Here is a 17,374-nt window from a genome sequence, read left to right as displayed (position 1 = left end):
GCGCCGGGGAAGCTTCCCCGCCCACGAGGTCTCCTCCCGGATGAGAACCCTCCGTCTGTCCATCGCCCTGCTCCTGTCGGGAGCGCTGTCCGCGTGCTTCGGCTCGACGCCGCGTCCTCCGCCCCCCACGCCCACGCTGGCGGCCGAGGCGGGAGAGGCCCGCTCGGGCGGTGGCACGCTGGGGCCCGGCGACGTGGTGGAGGTGCGCGTCTTCCAGGAGCCCGAGCACTCCGGGACGTGGCGCCTGTCGCCCGAGGGCACCATCGACTACCCGCTGTGCGGCAAGGTGCCGCTGCGCGGGACGACGCCCAGCACCGCGGCGGACATGCTGCGAGAGTGCCTGGCGCGCTACGTGCGCCGGCCGCAGGTGTCGGTGCTCATTCGCGAGTACAACTCGCACAAGGTGTTTGTCTTCGGTGAAGTGCAGAAGCCCGGCACCTTCCCGGTGGATGGGGAGATGTCCATCGTCCAGGCGATTACGCTCGCGGGCGGCTTCACCAAGCTCGCGGCGAAGAACAACACACTGGTGACGCGCGTGGTGGACGGACAGGAGCGCAAGATTCGCGTGCCCGTCGAGGACATCGGCGTGGGGCGCGAGAAGAACTTCATGCTCCAACCCGGCGACATCGTCTTCGTGCCGGAGAGCTTCTTCTAGGTCGCGCGGCACCCAGCGCGCGGAGCACCTCGCACGGTGCAGACTGTGCGCTGCATGCCCCACCTGGTGCTCGTCGGCCCTGAGTCCTTTCCCTTCGTGCGCGACGTGCTGCGCGCCGAAGCCCAGCGCACGGGCCTGCGCGTCGTCGAAGTCTCCATGAGCGACTGGGGCACCGGCGTCACCCCGTGGGTGGAGGTGGTGGGAGGACGCTTCCGCGCGGGCCTGCTGGGGCCCTGGGGTGACTTGGAGTTGGGCCCCGAGGATGTCTTCTGGTGCCTCGCCGAAGGTCCCCCGCCCCGCGCGGAGAGCGACTATCTGAGCTCGGAGCACGAGGCCCTGCGCGAGGCCTTCCACACGTGCTGTCCCGCACGCGTCATCAACCGTCGCGGACTGCTCGCGCCGCTCTGGACGACGGCGATGTGGCGGATGCTCGCCCAGCGACTGCCTTCGCCGGAGGCCGACAGCGTCCTCGCGCCGCCGCACTTCCACCTGGGCGCGCCGCCCGAGGATGGGCAGCGCTGGACTCGCTGGCCCGAGGAGGCGGAGACGCGCATGGGGCAGGTGTGGTGGACGGTGCCCGAGCCCGGTCCGCTGCGACAGGCCCTGGTGCTGGGCTCGCACGTCACGCTCTGGCCGCTGGAGTTCGAGGAGGAACCGCCCACGCTCCCGTCGGCCCTGGAGAGGGACCTCACGCGTCTGGCCGCGTCCTGCGGTGCCGACGTGCTGGAAGTCCTGCTGGTGTCCTCGGGCATGCTGGACGCATCCGCGCGGTGGACGGCGCTTCAGCTCGGCACGTCGCCGGAAGGACTGGAGCGACTGGTCGCGCAGGAGGACCCCGTGGCCCTCGCGCAGTTGGAGCGCTTCATCCGCGCGCGCTTCGCGAGCAAGGAGGACGCACGATGATTCTCGTCATGGGGCCCGTGGACGAGTTGGTGACGGCGTTCTTCCTCAAGCACCTCACCGACACGAAGCGCGAATACCTCTTCGTGGATGAGCGCCACCTGGGCGGAGACGTGCGCCTGGAGCTGGACCTGCCGCAAGGCCCGTCGGGGAAGGGACGACTCCGGGGCGCGGTGCACTTCCCCACCTGGCGTGTCGGGCTGGAGGAACTCACGGGCATCTACTCGCGCCTGGGGACGGGGAATGTCGAGCAGCGCAAGACACCGGAGGCCCGCGCGGAGCAGGCCCACGCGGCGGCACTGCTCGACCTCTTCCCGGGCCCGGTGGCCAACCGCGCCACGGCGATGCTCTCCAATGGCAGCAAGCCCTGTCAGTATGCCGCCATCCTCGCCGCCGGCCTGCGCGTGCCGGACACGCTGGTGGGAGGCACCTGGGAGCGCTGGGAGCCCTTCGCGCGGGCGCTCGACGGTGACCCCGTCATCAAGTCCGTCAGCGATGAGCGCTCCCTGGTGAAGCAGGTGTCATGGGAGGCCACCCGAGCCTCCGCCCGGCCCGGCCAGGCACTGGCCCCCCACCAGTTCCAGCAGCGAATCCACGGCACCAACATCCGGGCCCACGTCGTGGGTGCGCGCCACGTGCTGGCCTGTCGCGCGGAGACGCAGGCCCTGGACTACCGCCACCCCGACATGACGGGCCACACGGTGAGCCTGCGCGCCACCGAGCTGCCCGAGCCCGTCGCCGAGGCCTGCCGCCGACTGTCACGGGCGCTCGGCGTCGACCTGGCGGGCATCGACCTCATCGAGCCCCCAGGAGGCTCCTCCAGGCCCGAGGACTGGGTGTGCCTGGAGGTGAATACCTGCCCGGGCTTCATGTGGTTCGAGCAGAACGCGGGACTGCCTATCGCCCGGGTCCTTGCGGATTTCCTCGGCACTCCGCTAGGCTCATGACGCTGTAATTTTCCGAGGAATTGGGAATCCCGGAAATCACCAGGGGGAAGTACACCATGTCGAATCAGTCGACGGATGCGGGGCTTATTTCGTCGCAGGACCTGCCGAAGCTGGCGGAGGCGGGGCACGTCGCGGCGCCCACGGTGGGCAACAGCGCCGCGGAGTTGCGTGAGGCGGTGCAGGCAGCGCTCGCCGAGCAGTGGTCGCTGATGGGCATCATCGACACGGGCAAGAAGGCCTCCGACCTCGGGAAGAAGGCGGCGGACGCCCTCACCGACAAGGGCAAGGAAATCGAAGACAAGGCCATTCATCGGGAGAAGGACGCCCGTGACGAGGCGCACCGGAAGATGAACGACGACAAGGCCAAGAAGCACGGGCGTGAAGCGGGGGCCCATGGCGCCACCACGAACGCCTTCGCCCGGGCGCTGTCGGAGCTGCGCGGCTGATTCAGTTCAGGGCTTGGGTGTCCAGCCCAGCTCGTCGATGAAGTGCCTGGCCTCGGCGAGCAGCACCGGGGCCAGCTTGGGCGCGGAGGCGATGACGTCTCCGCGCATCACGCTGAAGGGAGCGCCCGTGACATGGCGGATGACGCCTCCGGCCTCCTCCACGAGCAGCGAGCCCGCGGCGATATCCCAGGGCTTGAGGCCGAACTCGAAGAAGCCATCGAAGCGGCCCGCGGCCACATAGGCCAGGTCCATGGCGGCGCTTCCCGTGCGCCGCATCCCCTGCGCGCGCAGGACGAAGCGGGTGAAGAGGCCCACCGGCCCCTCGGGCTTCTCGCGGACGTCGTAGGGAAAGCCCGTGCACAACAGCGCCCTGTCCAGCCTGTCCACGGTGCTGGCGCGCAGCGGGCGGCCATTGAGCGTGGCGCCCTCCCCTCGCGCTGCGGAGAACAGCTCGTCCAGCATCGGGTCATACACGGCGCCGGCCAGCACGCAGTCAGGACCCTCCACCGCCACGCTGACGCAGAAGTGCGGCACGCGGTGGGCGTAGTTGGTGGTGCCGTCGAGCGGGTCCACCAGCCAGCGCAGGCCATCCGTGCCCGCCGTCGCGCCGCTCTCCTCCGCGAGGATGGCGTGGGTGGGGTGGCGCAAGCGGATGAACGCGAGCAGCGCCTCCTCGGACGCGCGGTCCGCGTCCGTCACCAGGTCGATGCCGCCCTTGAGTTCGATGACGCGCTCGCGGAAGAAGCGGTCGGCGAGGATGCGGCCGCCAAGGCGCGCACCCTCCTCCGCGGTGCGGCGCAGCTCGGCGGGAGTCTCCGGGGCCGTGTCAGCCATGACGTCTCCTGAGCGGGGCTACGGCGCGGGCTCGGCCAGCAGCGCTTCGATTTCCGTCTGGTACTTGGTGAGGAACTCCTCGTTGAAGCCCTCGTGGATGTGGCGCACCACCCCGCGCTTGTCGACGAAGTACGTCGTGGGCATGCCGCGCACCTTCAGCGTGCGCTCGGCCACGCGGGCGTTCTCGTCGACGAGGATGGGCAGGCCCACCTTCACTTCCTTCAGGAACGGCTCAATCGCGCGCGTGTCCTCGTCCACGTTGAGCGCGTAGACCTTGAGGCCCTTGGCGCCGTACTCGCGCACGAGGTTCTCGTAGAAGGGCAGCGCGTCCCGACAGGGCTCGCACCACGTGGCCCATACATCGATGAGCACCACGCTGCCCCTGTCGCCCACCAGGTCATACGGCTCGCCACCGGGGTAGCGCTTCACCTGGAAGACGAGCGGCTGGGTGCTGGAGACCTGCGTGCCCTGCTGCTCCGCGCCACCGGGCACGGGGGGCGTGAGGGACGGCATCGTGCTGCTTCGAGCACAACCCGTGAGGGACAGGACACCCAGGAGGACGGTGAGCGGGAGGCGCATGTCAGTCAGTCTCCCCCGCGCGGGCCTTCAAGGCCACGAGCAGCTTCTCGATGAACCCGCCGAAGGCGCCGTTGCTCATGACGAGCAGCACATCACCGGGGCGTGACTCGCGAGCGACGAGGTCCACCATGGCCTGCACGTCGGTGGAGCCCTCGGCGGCGATGCCCTGCGCCTGGAGGTCGGCCACCAGCTTGCGCACGTCGAGTTCCTCGCCGACGGGCACCTTGTCATGGCGCTCGGGGACCTTGAGGCTGGCGCGAGCCGCGCCGGTGAAGGCGTGGGCGTAGTCCTCCTGGTGGATGTTGCGGCGGCTGGTGTTGGAGCGGGGCTCGAAGATGGCCCACAGCCGACGCTCCGGGTAGCGGTGGTGGATGGCGTCGATGGTCTCCCGCACGGCCGTCGGGTGGTGCGCGAAGTCGTCCACCACGAGGATGCCGTTGGGTTCGCCGCGAGGCTCCTGCCGGCGCTTCACGCCCTGGAACGTGGACAGGCCCCTGGCGATTTCGTCGAAGGACAGGCCCAGGCCGCGCGCGGCGGCGATGACGCTCAGCGCGTTCTCCACGTTGTGCAGGCCGCCCATGGGCAGCTCCACCGTGCCGAGCACCGTGCCGCGCTCCGCCACCTGGAAGCGCGCGCCGTTGGCACCGAAGGAGACCTCGCGAGGGACGTAGTCCGCGTCCGCGCCCTCCTTCGCGACGTACGTGACGACGCGGCCCTGGCAGCCCTCGCGCGCGAGCTTCACGGCGTTGGGGTACGCGGCGCAGACGACGAGCTGCCCGTCGGCGGGGATGAGCCGGACGAACTTCTCGAACGTCGCCTCGTAGTGGGGCAAGTCGCGGAAGATGTCCGCGTGGTCGAACTCCACACTGGTGAGGATGGCGGTGCGCGGACGGTAGTGGAGGAACTTGGAGCCCTTGTCCCAGTAGGCGGTGTCGTACTCGTCGCCCTCGACGACGAAGTGCGGTCCTTTGCCGACGCGGTAGTTGCCCGAGTAGTTCTGGGTGACGCCGCCCACGAGGAAGGACGGGTCCTTGCCGGCCTCGACGAGGACGTGGGCCATCATGGAGGACGTCGTCGTCTTGCCGTGGGTGCCGGCGACGACGACGGAGTGGGAGCGGGCGAGGAAGAGCGAGCCCAGGGCGGCGGGGAAGCTCATCTGCTGGATGCCGCGCTCGCGGACGGCGGTGGCCTCGGGATTCACGCGGCGGATGACGTTGCCGATGATGACGAGGTCCGGCTTCGCGTCGTCCAGGTTCTCCGGACGGTAGGGCGAGGCGGCGGGGATGCCCCACGCCTTGAGCATGTCGCTCATGGGTGGGTAGACATTCTCGTCGCTGCCGGTGACTTCGTAGCCGGCGGCCTTGAGCATTCCAGCGAAGGAGCCCATGCCGGTGCCCGCCACGCCCACCAGGTGGACGCGGCGGACGCTGCCGGGCTCGAGGGTGTCGAGGACGTTACCGTTGTCGTCAGCCATGCGTTCCCTGCGAGATGCTGGTGAGGCCGAGCGCCTCCACGACGAAGTCATGGAAGACGGGTCGGAAGTCGCGGATGCGAAGCTCCTGGCGGCCCAGCGCCACGCGGTTGGTGACGAGCGCCACCACCAGCGAGCGACGCAGGTCCACCCAGAGACTCGTTCCGGTGAAGCCCAGGTGCCCGACGGCGCCCGGAGGTGAGTCGCCCACGAAGCGGCCCGCGCTGGAGCCGACCTGGGACGGTGAGTCGAAGCCCATGGAGCGCGTGCTGCCTTGCACGAGCGAATCCGTGGCGAGCGCGCGGTGCCAGAGCGGGGCCGGCGCAATCACGGGGCTCGTCCCCGCGCAGCCGTCGAGCACGGCCTGACCGAAGCGGGCCACGTCCACGGCGGTGCCGAAGAGGCCCGCGTGTCCAGCGACGCCGTCCATCACCCAGGCGTTGTCGTCGTCCACTTCACCTGGCCGCGTGGGCTGGGTGGGCACGTCCTTCCACAGCGACTCCTGACCGGGCGCGGGCTCGCGGGGGCGCGTGGCGCCGGTGGGCGCGGGCATGGCGTCGGCGGGAAAGTCGGTGAGGCGGTGGAAGCGGGCGGAGAGGCCGAGCGGCTCGGCGACGTGGCGGGAGAAGAGCGTGTCGAGCGGGGCGCTGGCGGCGCGGGAGAGAATCTCGCCGAGTAGGATGAAGCCCACGTCGCTGTACGCGGTGCGGGTGCGAGGCGCGGCGGCGAGCGGCGTGGAGGCGGCGGCCTGGAGGACCTCGTCGCGGACGCGGGAGCGCGTGGCGGAGGGACAGGTGGCGTCGAGCAGCTCGGGGTGGGCGGTGAGGGCCTGGGCGAAGAACGGGACGAAGGGAGGCAGGCCGGAGCGGTGGTAGAGCAGGTCCGCGACGGTGGCGCCCGCGTCGCCCACGGGCGAGCCGGGGAAGTAGCGGGACACGAGGGTATCGGGCCCCACCTTGCCTTCGGTCCACAGGCGGAGGAACAGGGCGGTGGAGCTGAGGACCTTCGTGAGCGAGGCGAGGTCGAAGCGCGTGTCGCCGGTGACGTTGCCCGCGACGCCGCCGAAGACCTGGACGCCCCGGTGGAGGACGACGGCCTGGGCGGAGGGGAAGACGCCGATGCCCACGGCCTCGTCGAGCAGCGTCTGGAGGACGGCGATGGGGTGTTGCTCAGGAGGAGCGCTCATGCACGCACGGCTCCTTCGAGGAACGTGAGCCGGGCCGAGTCCGCGTCCAGGCGGACCTGCGTGCCGAGGGCCACGGGGTAGTTGAGAGCGCCGTGGCCGATGGGGAAGCCCGCCGCGCAGGGGACGCCCGATTCGCGGGCGAGGTCTCTGAGGACGTCGCCGCTGGTGTAGTCGGTGTTCCGCTCCTCGCAGGCGGTGAAGTCGCCGAGGACGATGCCGCGCACGCGGGAGAAGACGCCGGCGAGGCGGAGCTGGGTCCACATGCGGTCGAGGCGGTAGGGGCGCTCGGTGACGTCCTCGAGGAGGAGCACGGCGCCGTCGAGGGGCGGCAGGTACGGGGTGCCCAGGAGGGTGGCGAAGACGGAGAGGTTGCCGCCGACGAGGTGGCCCTCGGCGGTGCCGGGGACGTAGGTGGCGGTGCCGGTCAGCGGAGGCGGAGCCTCGGGGGACTCGAGGAGGCGGAAGAAGTAGTCGCGGACCTCGGGAGGCTGCTTGCCGAGCTGGGTGAGGACGGGCCCGTGGATGGAGACGCGGCCGAGGACCTGGAGGGCGGCGTGGACGGAGGTGAGGTCGGAGAAGCCGGTGAAGAGGCTCGGCGCGGCGTCGGCGAGGGGGAGCTTGGGGAGGAGCCGGGCGCTGCCGTAGCCACCGCGGGCGCAGAAGATGGCGCGGGCGGAGGCGTCGAGGAGGGCGTGGGAGAGCTCTTCGGCGCGGCGCGAGTCGTCACCGGCGAGGTAGCGGTAAGCGGAGCCGAGGTCGGGGCGGAGGACCGGGGAGTAGCGCTCGGCGATGACGGCGAGGCCGACGTCGAAGAGGGGGCGGTCGAAGGGCCCGGAGGGAGCGACGACGTGGACGGTGTCGCGGGGGCGGAGCGGGAGGGGCTTGAGCCAACGCACGGGCGCTTCATAGCACCGGGGGGACGGCGGGCATCCGGATTCGAGCCGGGAGCGTTGAGTACTCCCGGACGTCGGAACGCGGACACTGCGGTCGCTCGAAGCCTCCTCCCCTACCCGGCCGAGCGCTCCAGGACGGCCGCGAAGAACGCGTCGGTGCCGTGGCTGTGGGGGGCGACAAAGAGGAAGCCGTCGCGAAGACAGGCGTCGGAGAGCCACCCCGCGCCGGGACGGATGAGGCGGTAGTCGGGTCGAGCGGCGAGGAAGGCGGAGACGACGTCCTCGTTCTCGGCGCGGTTCACGGTGCAGGTGGCGTAGACGAGCCGGCCCCCTGGGCGCACCAGGTCCGCGCCGCGCTGGAGGATGTCGAGTTGGAGCGGAGGGAAGTGGGCGAGGACGTCGGGGGTGATGCGGAAGCGCTGGTCGGGGCCGCGGCGGAGGGAGCCCAGCTCCGAGCAGGGAGCGTCCACGAGGACGCGGTCGGCGCCGAGGCCCGGGCTGGGAGGGGACCGGAGGACCTGGACGCGGGTGAGGCCGGCGCGGGAGGAGCGCTGGAGGAGTCGGTCGAGCCGCTCCGGGTCGGGGTCATGGGCGAAGAGGCGGCCGGAGTCGCGCATGGCGGCGCCGAGCTGGAGCGTCTTGCCCCCGGCGCCCGCGCACAGGTCGACCACGGTTTCGCCGGGGAGGGCCTCCAGGAGGAGGCCGAGGAGCTGGCTGCCCTCGTCCTGGACCTCGAAGCGGCCTTCCTGGAGGGAGGGCAGCGCGTAGAGGTTGGGGCGGGGCCCGTCGATATGGAGGGCGAGCGGGCTCCAGGGGCCCGGGAGGGTGGAGACGCCCTCGGAGCGGAGGCGCTCGGCGAGTTCCTCACGGGAGGAGCGGAGTGGATTGACCCGGAGGGTGATGGGCCCGGGGACGTTGATGTGGGCGCAGAAGGCGTCGGCGTCGGGGCCGAGCTCGCGGGAGAAGTGGTCGGCGAGCCAGTCCGGGAGGGAGTAGCGGAGGGCGAGCGAGGGGGGCGGCGAGTGGTTCAGGGTGGAGATGCCCTCCCCTACTCCGGCGAGCGAGGCGGCCTCGGGGGCGGGGACGTGGGCGAGGCCGTGGAGGAAGGCGAAGAGGAGGAGCGGGGGTGGAGCGTCGTCCTGGTCGAGGAGGAAGGCGAGGCGGCGGCGCCAGAGGCCGACGTTGAAGATGGCCTCCTTGAGGGTCTGGCGCTGGTCGCGGGAGAGGGAGCGATGAGCACGGAGGGTGCGATCCACGACGCGCTCGGCGGGGGAGCCGGCAAGCACGAGGGAGATGGCCTCGGATGAAACGGAGGCGAGCCCGGCGAGGGCGGACCAGGGTGGACCCTGGAGCCGGGAGAGCGGATCAAACGGGACAGTTGACAGAGGGGGCTCCGTTCTCTAGAAAGCGCGTCATCGCTGCGGCGCCGTTACCACAGCGAGGACATATTCCCCGATAGCTCAGCCGGTAGAGCGGGTGACTGTTAATCACTAGGTCCGAGGTTCGAGTCCTCGTCGGGGAGCTGAAGAACGAAGGCCCTGCCAGTTTCTGGCGGGGCCTTTTTCTTTTCCACGGGCCTCGAACTTAGTGACGCCTACCGCAAATCGTGGCTCCGTGAGCATTCACTTCTTCTGACGATGGCGAGTGCTGCATCAGCACATCAATCAAGCCACTACAGCGGCTCTTGATTTTTGCCTACCCTTAATCGGCCAAGGCCTCAATGCCAGCATAGAACTCAGAGCCCGATTTCCCACAACTCCTCGATCCCCATTGCATCCAGGATCGGCCCAATAAACCAGAGGTAGAGCACCAACTCAATCTAGATGAACTGCATTCCAGCCTCGCGACGCTGTCATTGCACGCAGGATGGCCCGAACTACCGTACTGAGCCTGGACTCTCAGTCAAATCGGGTAGATGCTTCTTCTGTCGAGCCAATTCGAGAAGAACCGCACCTCGATGCCTGACCAGAACGAAGAGAGGGCCTCAGCATGAGCAACTCACCCCGGGCCGGAAAGCCGATAACAATAGCTGGACGAAAAGTACCTTTCTCATTCTGGCCGACATCCGCAGCAAACAGTCGCCATCAGGGGCAGTCTGCGATTTTCACATCCGACCCCTGGGGCATAATACTCAGCCACACCAAACAACGCTGTCCAGCAATCGCACGCCCGGCAGCACTAGCCTTTCTCAAACAAGCCGAAGACAACTTCAGAGCAGCAACCGACGCATCAATAATCGGAGCCAAACCTGTACTCCTATACTACTCCTTCCTAAATCTCGCAAAATCATACATTCTCACACAGGGACTACAGCGAGACCTCAACACGGCTCAACACGGAATCAGCGAGAAGCCCCCCGTCGGAGGGAAGGAATTCGACGATGCATTAATCAAGGCGCACCCAAGCACCGGGGCTCGCTCAATCAACATATTTGACGAATTCCATCGAGCAATTACGGGACTTCCCCTAACAGCAGCAACGGATTTCCCGGTCCCAGAACTGCTTGGACAAATCATAACAGGACACCGACTATGGTGTTCCGCAAGAAAAGAACGAGAACGCTTCATACCATTGCGGTCAATTGACTTCATTCACGACGCCACCTCAAAACAGGCATGGCTGGCCTTCGAACTCGACAAGGACGACATCAAGCGCTCAGGGATAACAGCAAACGAACTGCTCGCCAGGACAAATCTATCCAACACCTGGAAGGAGGTCGGCGCTCCAACCTCCCGCCGCCGCTTCGAATTAATCGCGGCAACATCGTACAGCAAGACAGCGGGCGCAGAGACAGCAAAACTCGCAACCCACTTAGCTCAACATGTCTGGACAACCCTCACATTTGTGCCACCCTACAGAACCCTATATCTATACACACCGCCAACCAGCGCCAGCACCCTACCGCAGGCGCTCGCAATGTATGCAATAATTTTCTATCTCGGTTCAGTAACCCGCTATAGACCACACGTGTTCGCCAAAATACTCGACGACTCGTACGGCCCCGCAATCCAAGAGACAATCTCTTCAGCACCACGTCAATTTCTATACCTCATGGCATCACGATTTGCACAGCGCGAAGTCATCCAATCCGCAGCTATCTAGACAACTCCAACCGAGAATCTCTTGAAATTCCCTCAAATTGAGCCAAGCCGGATTCATATAGAAGACCTAACCGAAGGCATCGGAGCGGGGACAATCGGACTACCGGACTTTCAGCGCGATTTCGACTGGTCGGACCGTGACGTTCGCGCACTAATCGGGACAGTCCTAATGGGCTGGCCTGCGGGCACCTTACTCATAATGAGAGGCAATCCTGAATACTTTAGCCTTCGACCATTCGACGGAATCCGCCATCTAGCCCCACAGGTGAAGTATGTAATACTGGATGGCCAACAGCGACTAACCTCGCTCTTTCGCGCGCTCCATAATGTTGGACCCTTCGTCTACGCAATCAAATTCGGCGAAGTCTCCGCAGACGACATAGACTCTCTTGAGGAAAACATCGTCAGCTACCGCAGGGCTGATTGGGAATCGTCTTTCCCCTCGGAGACAATTCAACGAGACCAAGGTCTTGTCCCTGTATACGCGCTGAAATCAGCATCGGATTTTTTCGCATGGAAAGAAGCTGCAGCTCGAGGGTCTAAAAAGAAAGAGAAATCCCCAGACCCACTCTCAGTCCTATACAAAGCGCTTTTCTCCAGAGTAGATGGCTATGAATTTCCGGCCGTCATCATGGAGAGGGAGCTGCAACCCGACGCAATCGCGCGAATTTTCGAGCGAATCAACAAGACAGGCATGCGCCTTGGCGCATTCGACCTCATGGTCGCTCGCTCCTATGGGCCCAAGTGGAACCTACGCCAAAAGTGGGCTCAAGCATCCGATGAGCATGTGAAACTCCACGCGTTCCTAGAGGACGATGGCATGCCTGTGTTGCAATGCATCGCCCTCACTCAACTCAACAACATTCGCCAATCCGCCATTCTGGCTCTCGACGTCGACACCGTTCGAAAAAAATGGCAGACCTCAGCAAAAGCCATCGAGTCGGCTGCATCCTTTCTGATGGCCGAGTGCGGGGTATTGAATCAAGAATGGCTCCCTTATCGGGCACAACTACTAGTATTGGCCGGACTAGTTGCCACTGGAGTTGACCTCTCCAAGAACGCAGACCTATGGCGTTCTTGGTTCTGGGACCGCTCGTTCAACCAAGGGTACGACGTGGCATCCAATACCCGGACGGTATCAGACTTTAAGTATCTTCTCGAAATCGTCGCTGGCGACATGGACTTTGAGTTCAGGATGCCCAATCTGAAAGCTCTCCAGGAGGCAACAAAGCGAGGCCAAGGAGCACTCTGGCGGAGCTTTGTCTGCGCGCTAGCCTCCAACAAGCCGATTGACCTGTCTGGCGACTCACTCGAGATAAATACCAAAACTAAGCCCAAAGAGAACGGCACGGCGATTGAGATCCAGCCAATCTTCGGAAAAGAAACAACCCCAGACGGCCCCGGGCTCCATACCCGAATTCTTTCGTCCGTTCTTCTCCTGCCTGAGACGGCATCCCACCTTAAGAGAGCGACTCTATCCAAACTGGTTGATACTCTTGTGCGCCAGTCCGGCAGCAAGGCCGCAGACAGCATCTTGGCCACGCAGTTTCTTCCACCAGCCAAAGACATTAAACGCCTAGAGAAAAACCCTAGCGCCATATTGGAATACAGATCACAGTCGCTTGCGAAATTCCTGCTAAAATTCAACACCTGACCTAAAGCCTACGCGTGCACTCACGGTCACAATCAGACGACGTCGGGCTACTGAGGCGCAACGCAATCCATTGCAAGGACGAGGCGCTTCGGAGCCCCAGGCTCAATAGCTTGCGGCACGTCATCCGCCGGAAGGCGACCAAGCAATGCGCCATCGCTGGGTCGCGAACTCCTTCTGACTCTGCCCGCTCGCCTCGAAATCTTCCACCAACGACTTACACTCATCCGGATTGGGGCACCGGACGCTGGAGTGAGCCGGTTCCCCCTGTGTCAGGGAAGAAGTCGCCTCGGCTGACGTCACGAGCCTGTCACAGCCACGGTCACGAGGCTTGCCTGGAGGCCCACCCTGCGGGGTGCAGACCGCCCTTCGGCCCTTGCACCGTGCGCAGATATCTTTGAGCTTCGCGTTCTCCAAGGACTCCGCGTGACCGCATGGACAGGACTGCCACCTTCTTTCGATGACACCCGAAGATCCCAACGATTTCACGGCAGCTTTCCCGTGTCATGACAGTCGATTGCGCTTCGCACTGCGGGGTCCTTCACATGGCCGATTCCCGGACCTCCAGTCCGGTGAGTCGACACCTCGATCGAAACCCCATGACCCCATTCCGAAGTCTGTGGCTCGCGGCCGCCCTACTGATGGCCGCCTGTGGAACGACTGAGCTCGCGCAGCCCGACGACGTACAGGATGCGACGACGGCCCAGGACCTCTCCACGCTCTCCGTGCGAGGAACCACCAGCGCGAGCGGCCTGGCCACCACCACCCTCTCCATCCCCACCCCCGTGGGTACGGCCGCCGGAGATGTGCTGGTGATGCAGCTGAGCAATCGCGAGGCCGTCACCGCCGTCGCCACCCCACCCGCTGGATGGACGCTGCTGCGCTCCGAGCAGAGCGCCTCGGCCATCAAGTCCTGGCTCTTCCTCCGCGTGGCCAGCGCGGCCGAGCCGAGCAGTCACACCTTCACCCTCGACCTCGCCAGCTCCATGGCGGCCACCCTGGTCGCGGTGTCGGGCGCGGATCCGCTCCAGCCGATCGACGTGCACGTGGGCCAGAAGAATGGCAACAGCGCGAGCCTCGCGCTGCCCGTCGCCACCACGTCGTCCGCGAACGGCCTCGCGGTGTGGTTCTCGGCCCAGGTCTGGGGAGGCGCCGCGTGCCCCGCGGTCCACACCCCTCCGACGGGCTTCACCGAGCAGCTCGACACCTGCCTCGTCTCGTCGTCGCGCGGCGTGCTGCACAGCGCCGCCACCTCGGAGCTCGGGGCCGCAGGTCCCCAGCCCGCCTTCACCGGCAGCTCCACGCTCCCCAACACCAACATCACGTACGCGGTGGTGCTGCGTCCCCTCCAGCCGCCGTCCACCGGGGAGATCACCCTCGTCGGCACCACGCACGCGAGCGGCAAGACGGTCACCAGCCTGACCCTCTCGACCCCTCCGGGCGTCACCGCCGGTAACGTGCTGCTGGCGCACCTCGCGAACCGGAACCAGATCGGCGCCGAGCTCACCCCGCCCGCGGGTTGGACGCTGGTGCGCACCGACATGAGCACCTGGAGCATCCGCGGCTGGGTCTTCGTCCGCGTCGCCACCGCCAGCGAGCCCGCGAGCCACACGTTCCAGAGCTCCATCGCGAGCTACCTCGTCGGCAACCTCGTGGCGTATGCCGGCGTCAATCCGGCCAACCCGATCGACACGCACGCCGGCAAGAGCAACAGCGGTTCGACGGCCTTCACGACGCCGCAGCTGAGCACCTCGACCGCGGGCGGGGCCGCCGTCTGGTTCGGCGCGCAGACGTGGACCGGCGCCGCGTGTCCGACCCCGGCGATCGAGCCCCCCCTGGGCTTCGCCGAGACCTACGACACCTGCTTGGTGTCCTCGTCCCAGGGCCTCGTCTTCAACGCCGCCTTCATGCCCCTCGCCGGTGCCGGCCTCCAGGGACCGTTCAACGGGAGCTCGACGTTCGCCGAGACCAACGTCGCACAGGTCGTCGCCCTTCGCCGCGCCGAGGTCGCGCCGTCCTCGGGGGTCGCGTTGCGTGGGAGCTCGCGCCACAGCGGCCTGTCGCTCGCTTCGCTGTCGATCCCCAAGCCGTCGGGGACCGCGGCCAACGACGCGCTCATCGCGCGGGTGACCGTGCGCAACAACATCTCCGCGACCGTCACGCCGCCCGCCGGCTGGACGTTCCTGCGCTCGGAGCAGAGCGCCTGGGCCATCCGCACCTGGATCTTCTACCGCGTCGCGGGCGCCTCCGAGCCCGCGAGCTACGCGTTCGGACTGGACGCGGCCACCCACATGGCGGGGAGCGTGGAAGCCTTCAGCGGCGTCGATCCGATCCAGCCCATCGACGTGCACGCAGGCCAGAAGAACGGCGACTCCGCGTCGTTCACCGTGCCCGACGTGGTGACCGGCAGCGCGGGTGGCCTCGCCGTCTGGTACGGCTCACAGGTCTGGCCGGACGCCACCTGCCCTGCCACCGGCATCGAGCCACCGCTCGGCTTCACCGAGGCCTTCGATGCGTGCCTGGGTCACGCCAATGGACTGCTCTTCAATGCCGCCTACCGGTCGCTCACCGCGCCGGGCCTCCAGACGGACCTCTCCGGCAGCTCCGCGTTCGTGCAGACCAACACCGCGCACGTCGTCGTCCTGCGCGCCGCCAACGCCCCCACCTGCATGGTCGGCGACACGTACGCGAGCACCTTCACGCTCCAGGGCACCGTGACCGCGCCGCAAATCGTGGAGCCCTCGGGCCTGGCCGCGAGCCGCGTGGTCGGCAACGCGCTCTACGTGCACAACGAGGACACCACCGCCATCGTCGCGATCAACACCCTCAACGCGAGCACCCTCGGCACGTTCAATGTGACCAACGTGACGCCGGCCGACTGGGAGGACCTCGCGACCGGGCCCTGCCCGAGCGGCTCGTGCATCTTCATTGGTGACATCGGGAAGTGGAGCGCCAACTTCCCTCCGGGTGGCACCCCCACGTCGTTCACGATCTACCGCGTGCCCGAGCCGGATCTCGCCAACGGCCAGACCTCGGGGGGGCTCGTCGCCGAGGCCTTCCCGTTCGTCTATCCGGACGGCGCCAAGGACGCGGAGTCGCTGATGGTGCACCCCACCACCGGGGACATCTACGTCGTCACCAAGGACGGGGGCACGGGGAAGAGCGGCGTGTACAAGTTCCCCCGGCCGCTGACGCCGGGCGTGCAGGCCACGCTGATCCACGTCCACACGATCCAACTGCCGCTGAACGGAGACGCCAACTTCTCGGCCGCGACCGCGGCGGCGATCCACCCATGCGCGGATCGCTTCCTCCTTCGCACCTACCGCACTGTCTACGAGTTCCGTGCGACGCCGGGACTTGGCTTCGAGTCGGCCGTCTTCGCGACGCCCGTCACGCTGACCGACACCACCGAGGGCCAGGGAGAGGCGATTGAGTACGAGGCCAACGGCGCGAGCTACTTCACGATGAGCGAGAGCCCCTCGCCCTTCAGGCTCAAGCGCGTGCCCCTGCGGTAGGACCGCGTCGACACGCCGAGGAGCAAGGCCGGTCGTGGGGCACGTCCCCATGGCCGGCCTTGCTGTTCCGAGTTGGGAGCTCGCGTTCGGCGCCGCCGTACACACGGCGTCTCGCCTGAAGCCCAGGCACACCCGCGGACCGGAGCGTGAGCACCGGTCCCCGCGCGCATCGCCGGGCCAGATGCCTCTCCTCGGAAGCGACGTGCGGCACGGAGGTCTCCGCGTCGGACTCCTTGCGAACCTGCGGGGCAGCTGCGCCCGCTGCGAGGGAGTCCACGCCATGGAGACGATGGCCACGGCGCTGCGACGCTACTTCGACGAGAGCGGCTTCGAAGAGGACGGCGGGTACGCGTCCGATTGAGTCGACTTCAAGCTTGGCCCCTCCCCTTGGGCTTGATCCGCTTCAGTGGACACCAAGGAAGAGGCAGGTACGGCATCCCCGACCCAGGAGAAAGAGCAGGACGGTCTGGCCGCGTGGGCAGGAACCGAGGAGGGCTGGGGTAGATGAGCCCTGAGCACGCGTCGGGAATCAAGTCGAGGTGACACCGAGAACTTCCCGTGTTCCAGGCTACGCGCATGAGCCGGTGCTACCGCGAGGGTGACCTCGCGTGTCTGGCTGCGACCTGGGGGGCGTGCGAGAGTACCCCTCCCCTTTATGCGTCTGATGAACAACCTCTCCGTAGCCATTGCTGGAATGATGCTGGTGCTGGCCGCTTGCAAGACGACGGGCCCTGCACCCGCCCGCGATATCCCCACGGCAATGAGCCAGGCCGCGACGACCCTGCTGCAGTCACGACTGCTGCACGCAACGTCGATTGCAGTGGTCTATCGCGGCGAGGAGTTCATCCTGCATCGGGGTGAGCTGGAGACCGGCAAGTCCAATCCGCCCGATGATTCGACCCTCTATGAAATAGGGTCGGTCAGCAAGACCTTCGTCGGCCTGCTGTTGGCAAACGCTGTCCTCGAAGGCAAGGCGACCCTCGACGACCCGATACAAAAGTATCTGCCGTCCGCCTATCCGAACCTTCAGTCAGACGGCGGGCCCATCCGCCTGCGCCATCTGGTCACCCACACCAGCGGCATGCCGGGGATGTTGCCACTGCAAGTGAATGAGGTGTTGAGGGACTTCACTGCGCATGCCACCCCGGCAAAGCTCAATGCCGCCTATGCGGACTACGGGCAGCCGCGGTTCTGGC

Annotated in this window: 14 protein-coding genes and 1 tRNA gene; 9 read left to right on the top strand and 6 right to left on the bottom strand. The window is 66.7% G+C overall.

The window, feature by feature from the left end:
• The first annotated feature begins 40 nt into the window (after positions 1–40).
• From G4D83_RS21895 to G4D83_RS21880, 4 genes are read left to right on the top strand one after another with little or no spacing between them, the layout of a single operon-like run.
• Positions 41–655, top strand: coding sequence for a polysaccharide biosynthesis/export family protein (locus G4D83_RS21895; RefSeq protein ID WP_163866745.1), 615 nt, complete (start codon positions 41–43; stop codon positions 653–655).
• Between the two features lie 36 nt (positions 656–691).
• Positions 692–1,558: a hypothetical protein gene (locus G4D83_RS21890; protein WP_163866744.1), complete on the top strand. Its 867-nt coding sequence runs from the start codon at positions 692–694 to the stop codon at positions 1,556–1,558.
• Positions 1,555–2,502 (top strand): ATP-grasp domain-containing protein, encoded by a 948-nt coding sequence (locus G4D83_RS21885; RefSeq protein WP_163866743.1) that lies wholly within the window; start codon positions 1,555–1,557, stop codon positions 2,500–2,502. The genes G4D83_RS21890 and G4D83_RS21885 overlap by 4 nt, the downstream gene beginning before the upstream one ends.
• Before the next feature lie 56 nt (positions 2,503–2,558).
• Positions 2,559–2,948, top strand: a complete 390-nt coding sequence (locus G4D83_RS21880) for a hypothetical protein (protein ID WP_163866742.1) — start codon at positions 2,559–2,561, stop codon at positions 2,946–2,948.
• A gap of 6 nt (positions 2,949–2,954) precedes the next feature.
• On the opposite strand, the gene G4D83_RS21875 is transcribed toward G4D83_RS21880, so the two are convergent.
• The 6 genes from G4D83_RS21875 to G4D83_RS21850 all read right to left on the bottom strand — a co-directional run bounded on the left by G4D83_RS21875 (position 2,955) and on the right by G4D83_RS21850 (position 9,167).
• Positions 2,955–3,782, bottom strand: a complete 828-nt coding sequence (locus G4D83_RS21875; protein ID WP_163866741.1) for an inositol monophosphatase family protein — start codon at positions 3,780–3,782, stop codon at positions 2,955–2,957.
• Positions 3,783–3,800: 18 nt separating this feature from the next.
• Positions 3,801–4,361 carry a TlpA disulfide reductase family protein gene (locus G4D83_RS21870; protein ID WP_163866740.1) on the bottom strand — a complete coding sequence of 187 codons (561 nt, stop codon included), beginning with the start codon at positions 4,359–4,361 and terminating at the stop codon, positions 3,801–3,803.
• A gap of 1 nt (position 4,362) precedes the next feature.
• Positions 4,363–5,835 (bottom strand): UDP-N-acetylmuramate:L-alanyl-gamma-D-glutamyl-meso-diaminopimelate ligase, encoded by a 1,473-nt coding sequence (mpl, locus tag G4D83_RS21865; protein ID WP_163866739.1) that lies wholly within the window; start codon positions 5,833–5,835, stop codon positions 4,363–4,365.
• Positions 5,828–7,018, bottom strand: coding sequence for a serine hydrolase domain-containing protein (locus tag G4D83_RS21860; protein WP_163866738.1), 1,191 nt, complete (start codon positions 7,016–7,018; stop codon positions 5,828–5,830). Before G4D83_RS21860 ends, mpl begins: the two co-directional genes overlap by 8 nt.
• Positions 7,015–7,914 (bottom strand): S66 peptidase family protein, encoded by a 900-nt coding sequence (locus G4D83_RS21855; RefSeq protein ID WP_163866737.1) that lies wholly within the window; start codon positions 7,912–7,914, stop codon positions 7,015–7,017. The genes G4D83_RS21860 and G4D83_RS21855 overlap by 4 nt, the downstream gene beginning before the upstream one ends.
• A gap of 110 nt (positions 7,915–8,024) precedes the next feature.
• Positions 8,025–9,167, bottom strand: a complete 1,143-nt coding sequence (locus G4D83_RS21850; protein WP_240356491.1) for an RsmB/NOP family class I SAM-dependent RNA methyltransferase — start codon at positions 9,165–9,167, stop codon at positions 8,025–8,027.
• A 193-nt stretch (positions 9,168–9,360) separates the two neighbouring features.
• Here G4D83_RS21850 and G4D83_RS21845 point away from each other — a divergent pair.
• The 5 genes from G4D83_RS21845 to G4D83_RS21825 form a co-directional block, all read left to right on the top strand.
• Positions 9,361–9,433, top strand: a tRNA-Asn gene (locus tag G4D83_RS21845).
• A gap of 467 nt (positions 9,434–9,900) precedes the next feature.
• On the top strand, positions 9,901–11,013 hold the full coding sequence (locus tag G4D83_RS21840; protein ID WP_163866736.1) for a YaaC family protein: 1,113 nt from the start codon (positions 9,901–9,903) through the stop codon (positions 11,011–11,013).
• Between the two features lie 21 nt (positions 11,014–11,034).
• Positions 11,035–12,666, top strand: coding sequence for a DUF262 domain-containing protein (locus tag G4D83_RS21835; protein ID WP_163866735.1), 1,632 nt, complete (start codon positions 11,035–11,037; stop codon positions 12,664–12,666).
• 596 nt (positions 12,667–13,262) lie between these two features.
• Positions 13,263–16,178, top strand: coding sequence for a cell wall anchor protein (locus G4D83_RS21830; protein WP_163866734.1), 2,916 nt, complete (start codon positions 13,263–13,265; stop codon positions 16,176–16,178).
• A 664-nt stretch (positions 16,179–16,842) separates the two neighbouring features.
• Positions 16,843–17,374 (top strand): serine hydrolase domain-containing protein (locus G4D83_RS21825; RefSeq protein WP_163866733.1); only part of this gene is annotated, 532 nt, incomplete at its 3' end.

The sequence above is a fragment of the Myxococcus eversor genome (assembly GCF_010894455.1).
GTDB lineage: Bacteria > Myxococcota > Myxococcia > Myxococcales > Myxococcaceae > Myxococcus > Myxococcus eversor.
Note: the sequence above shows the minus strand (reverse complement) of the source record. Positions and strands in the feature narration are given on the sequence as shown.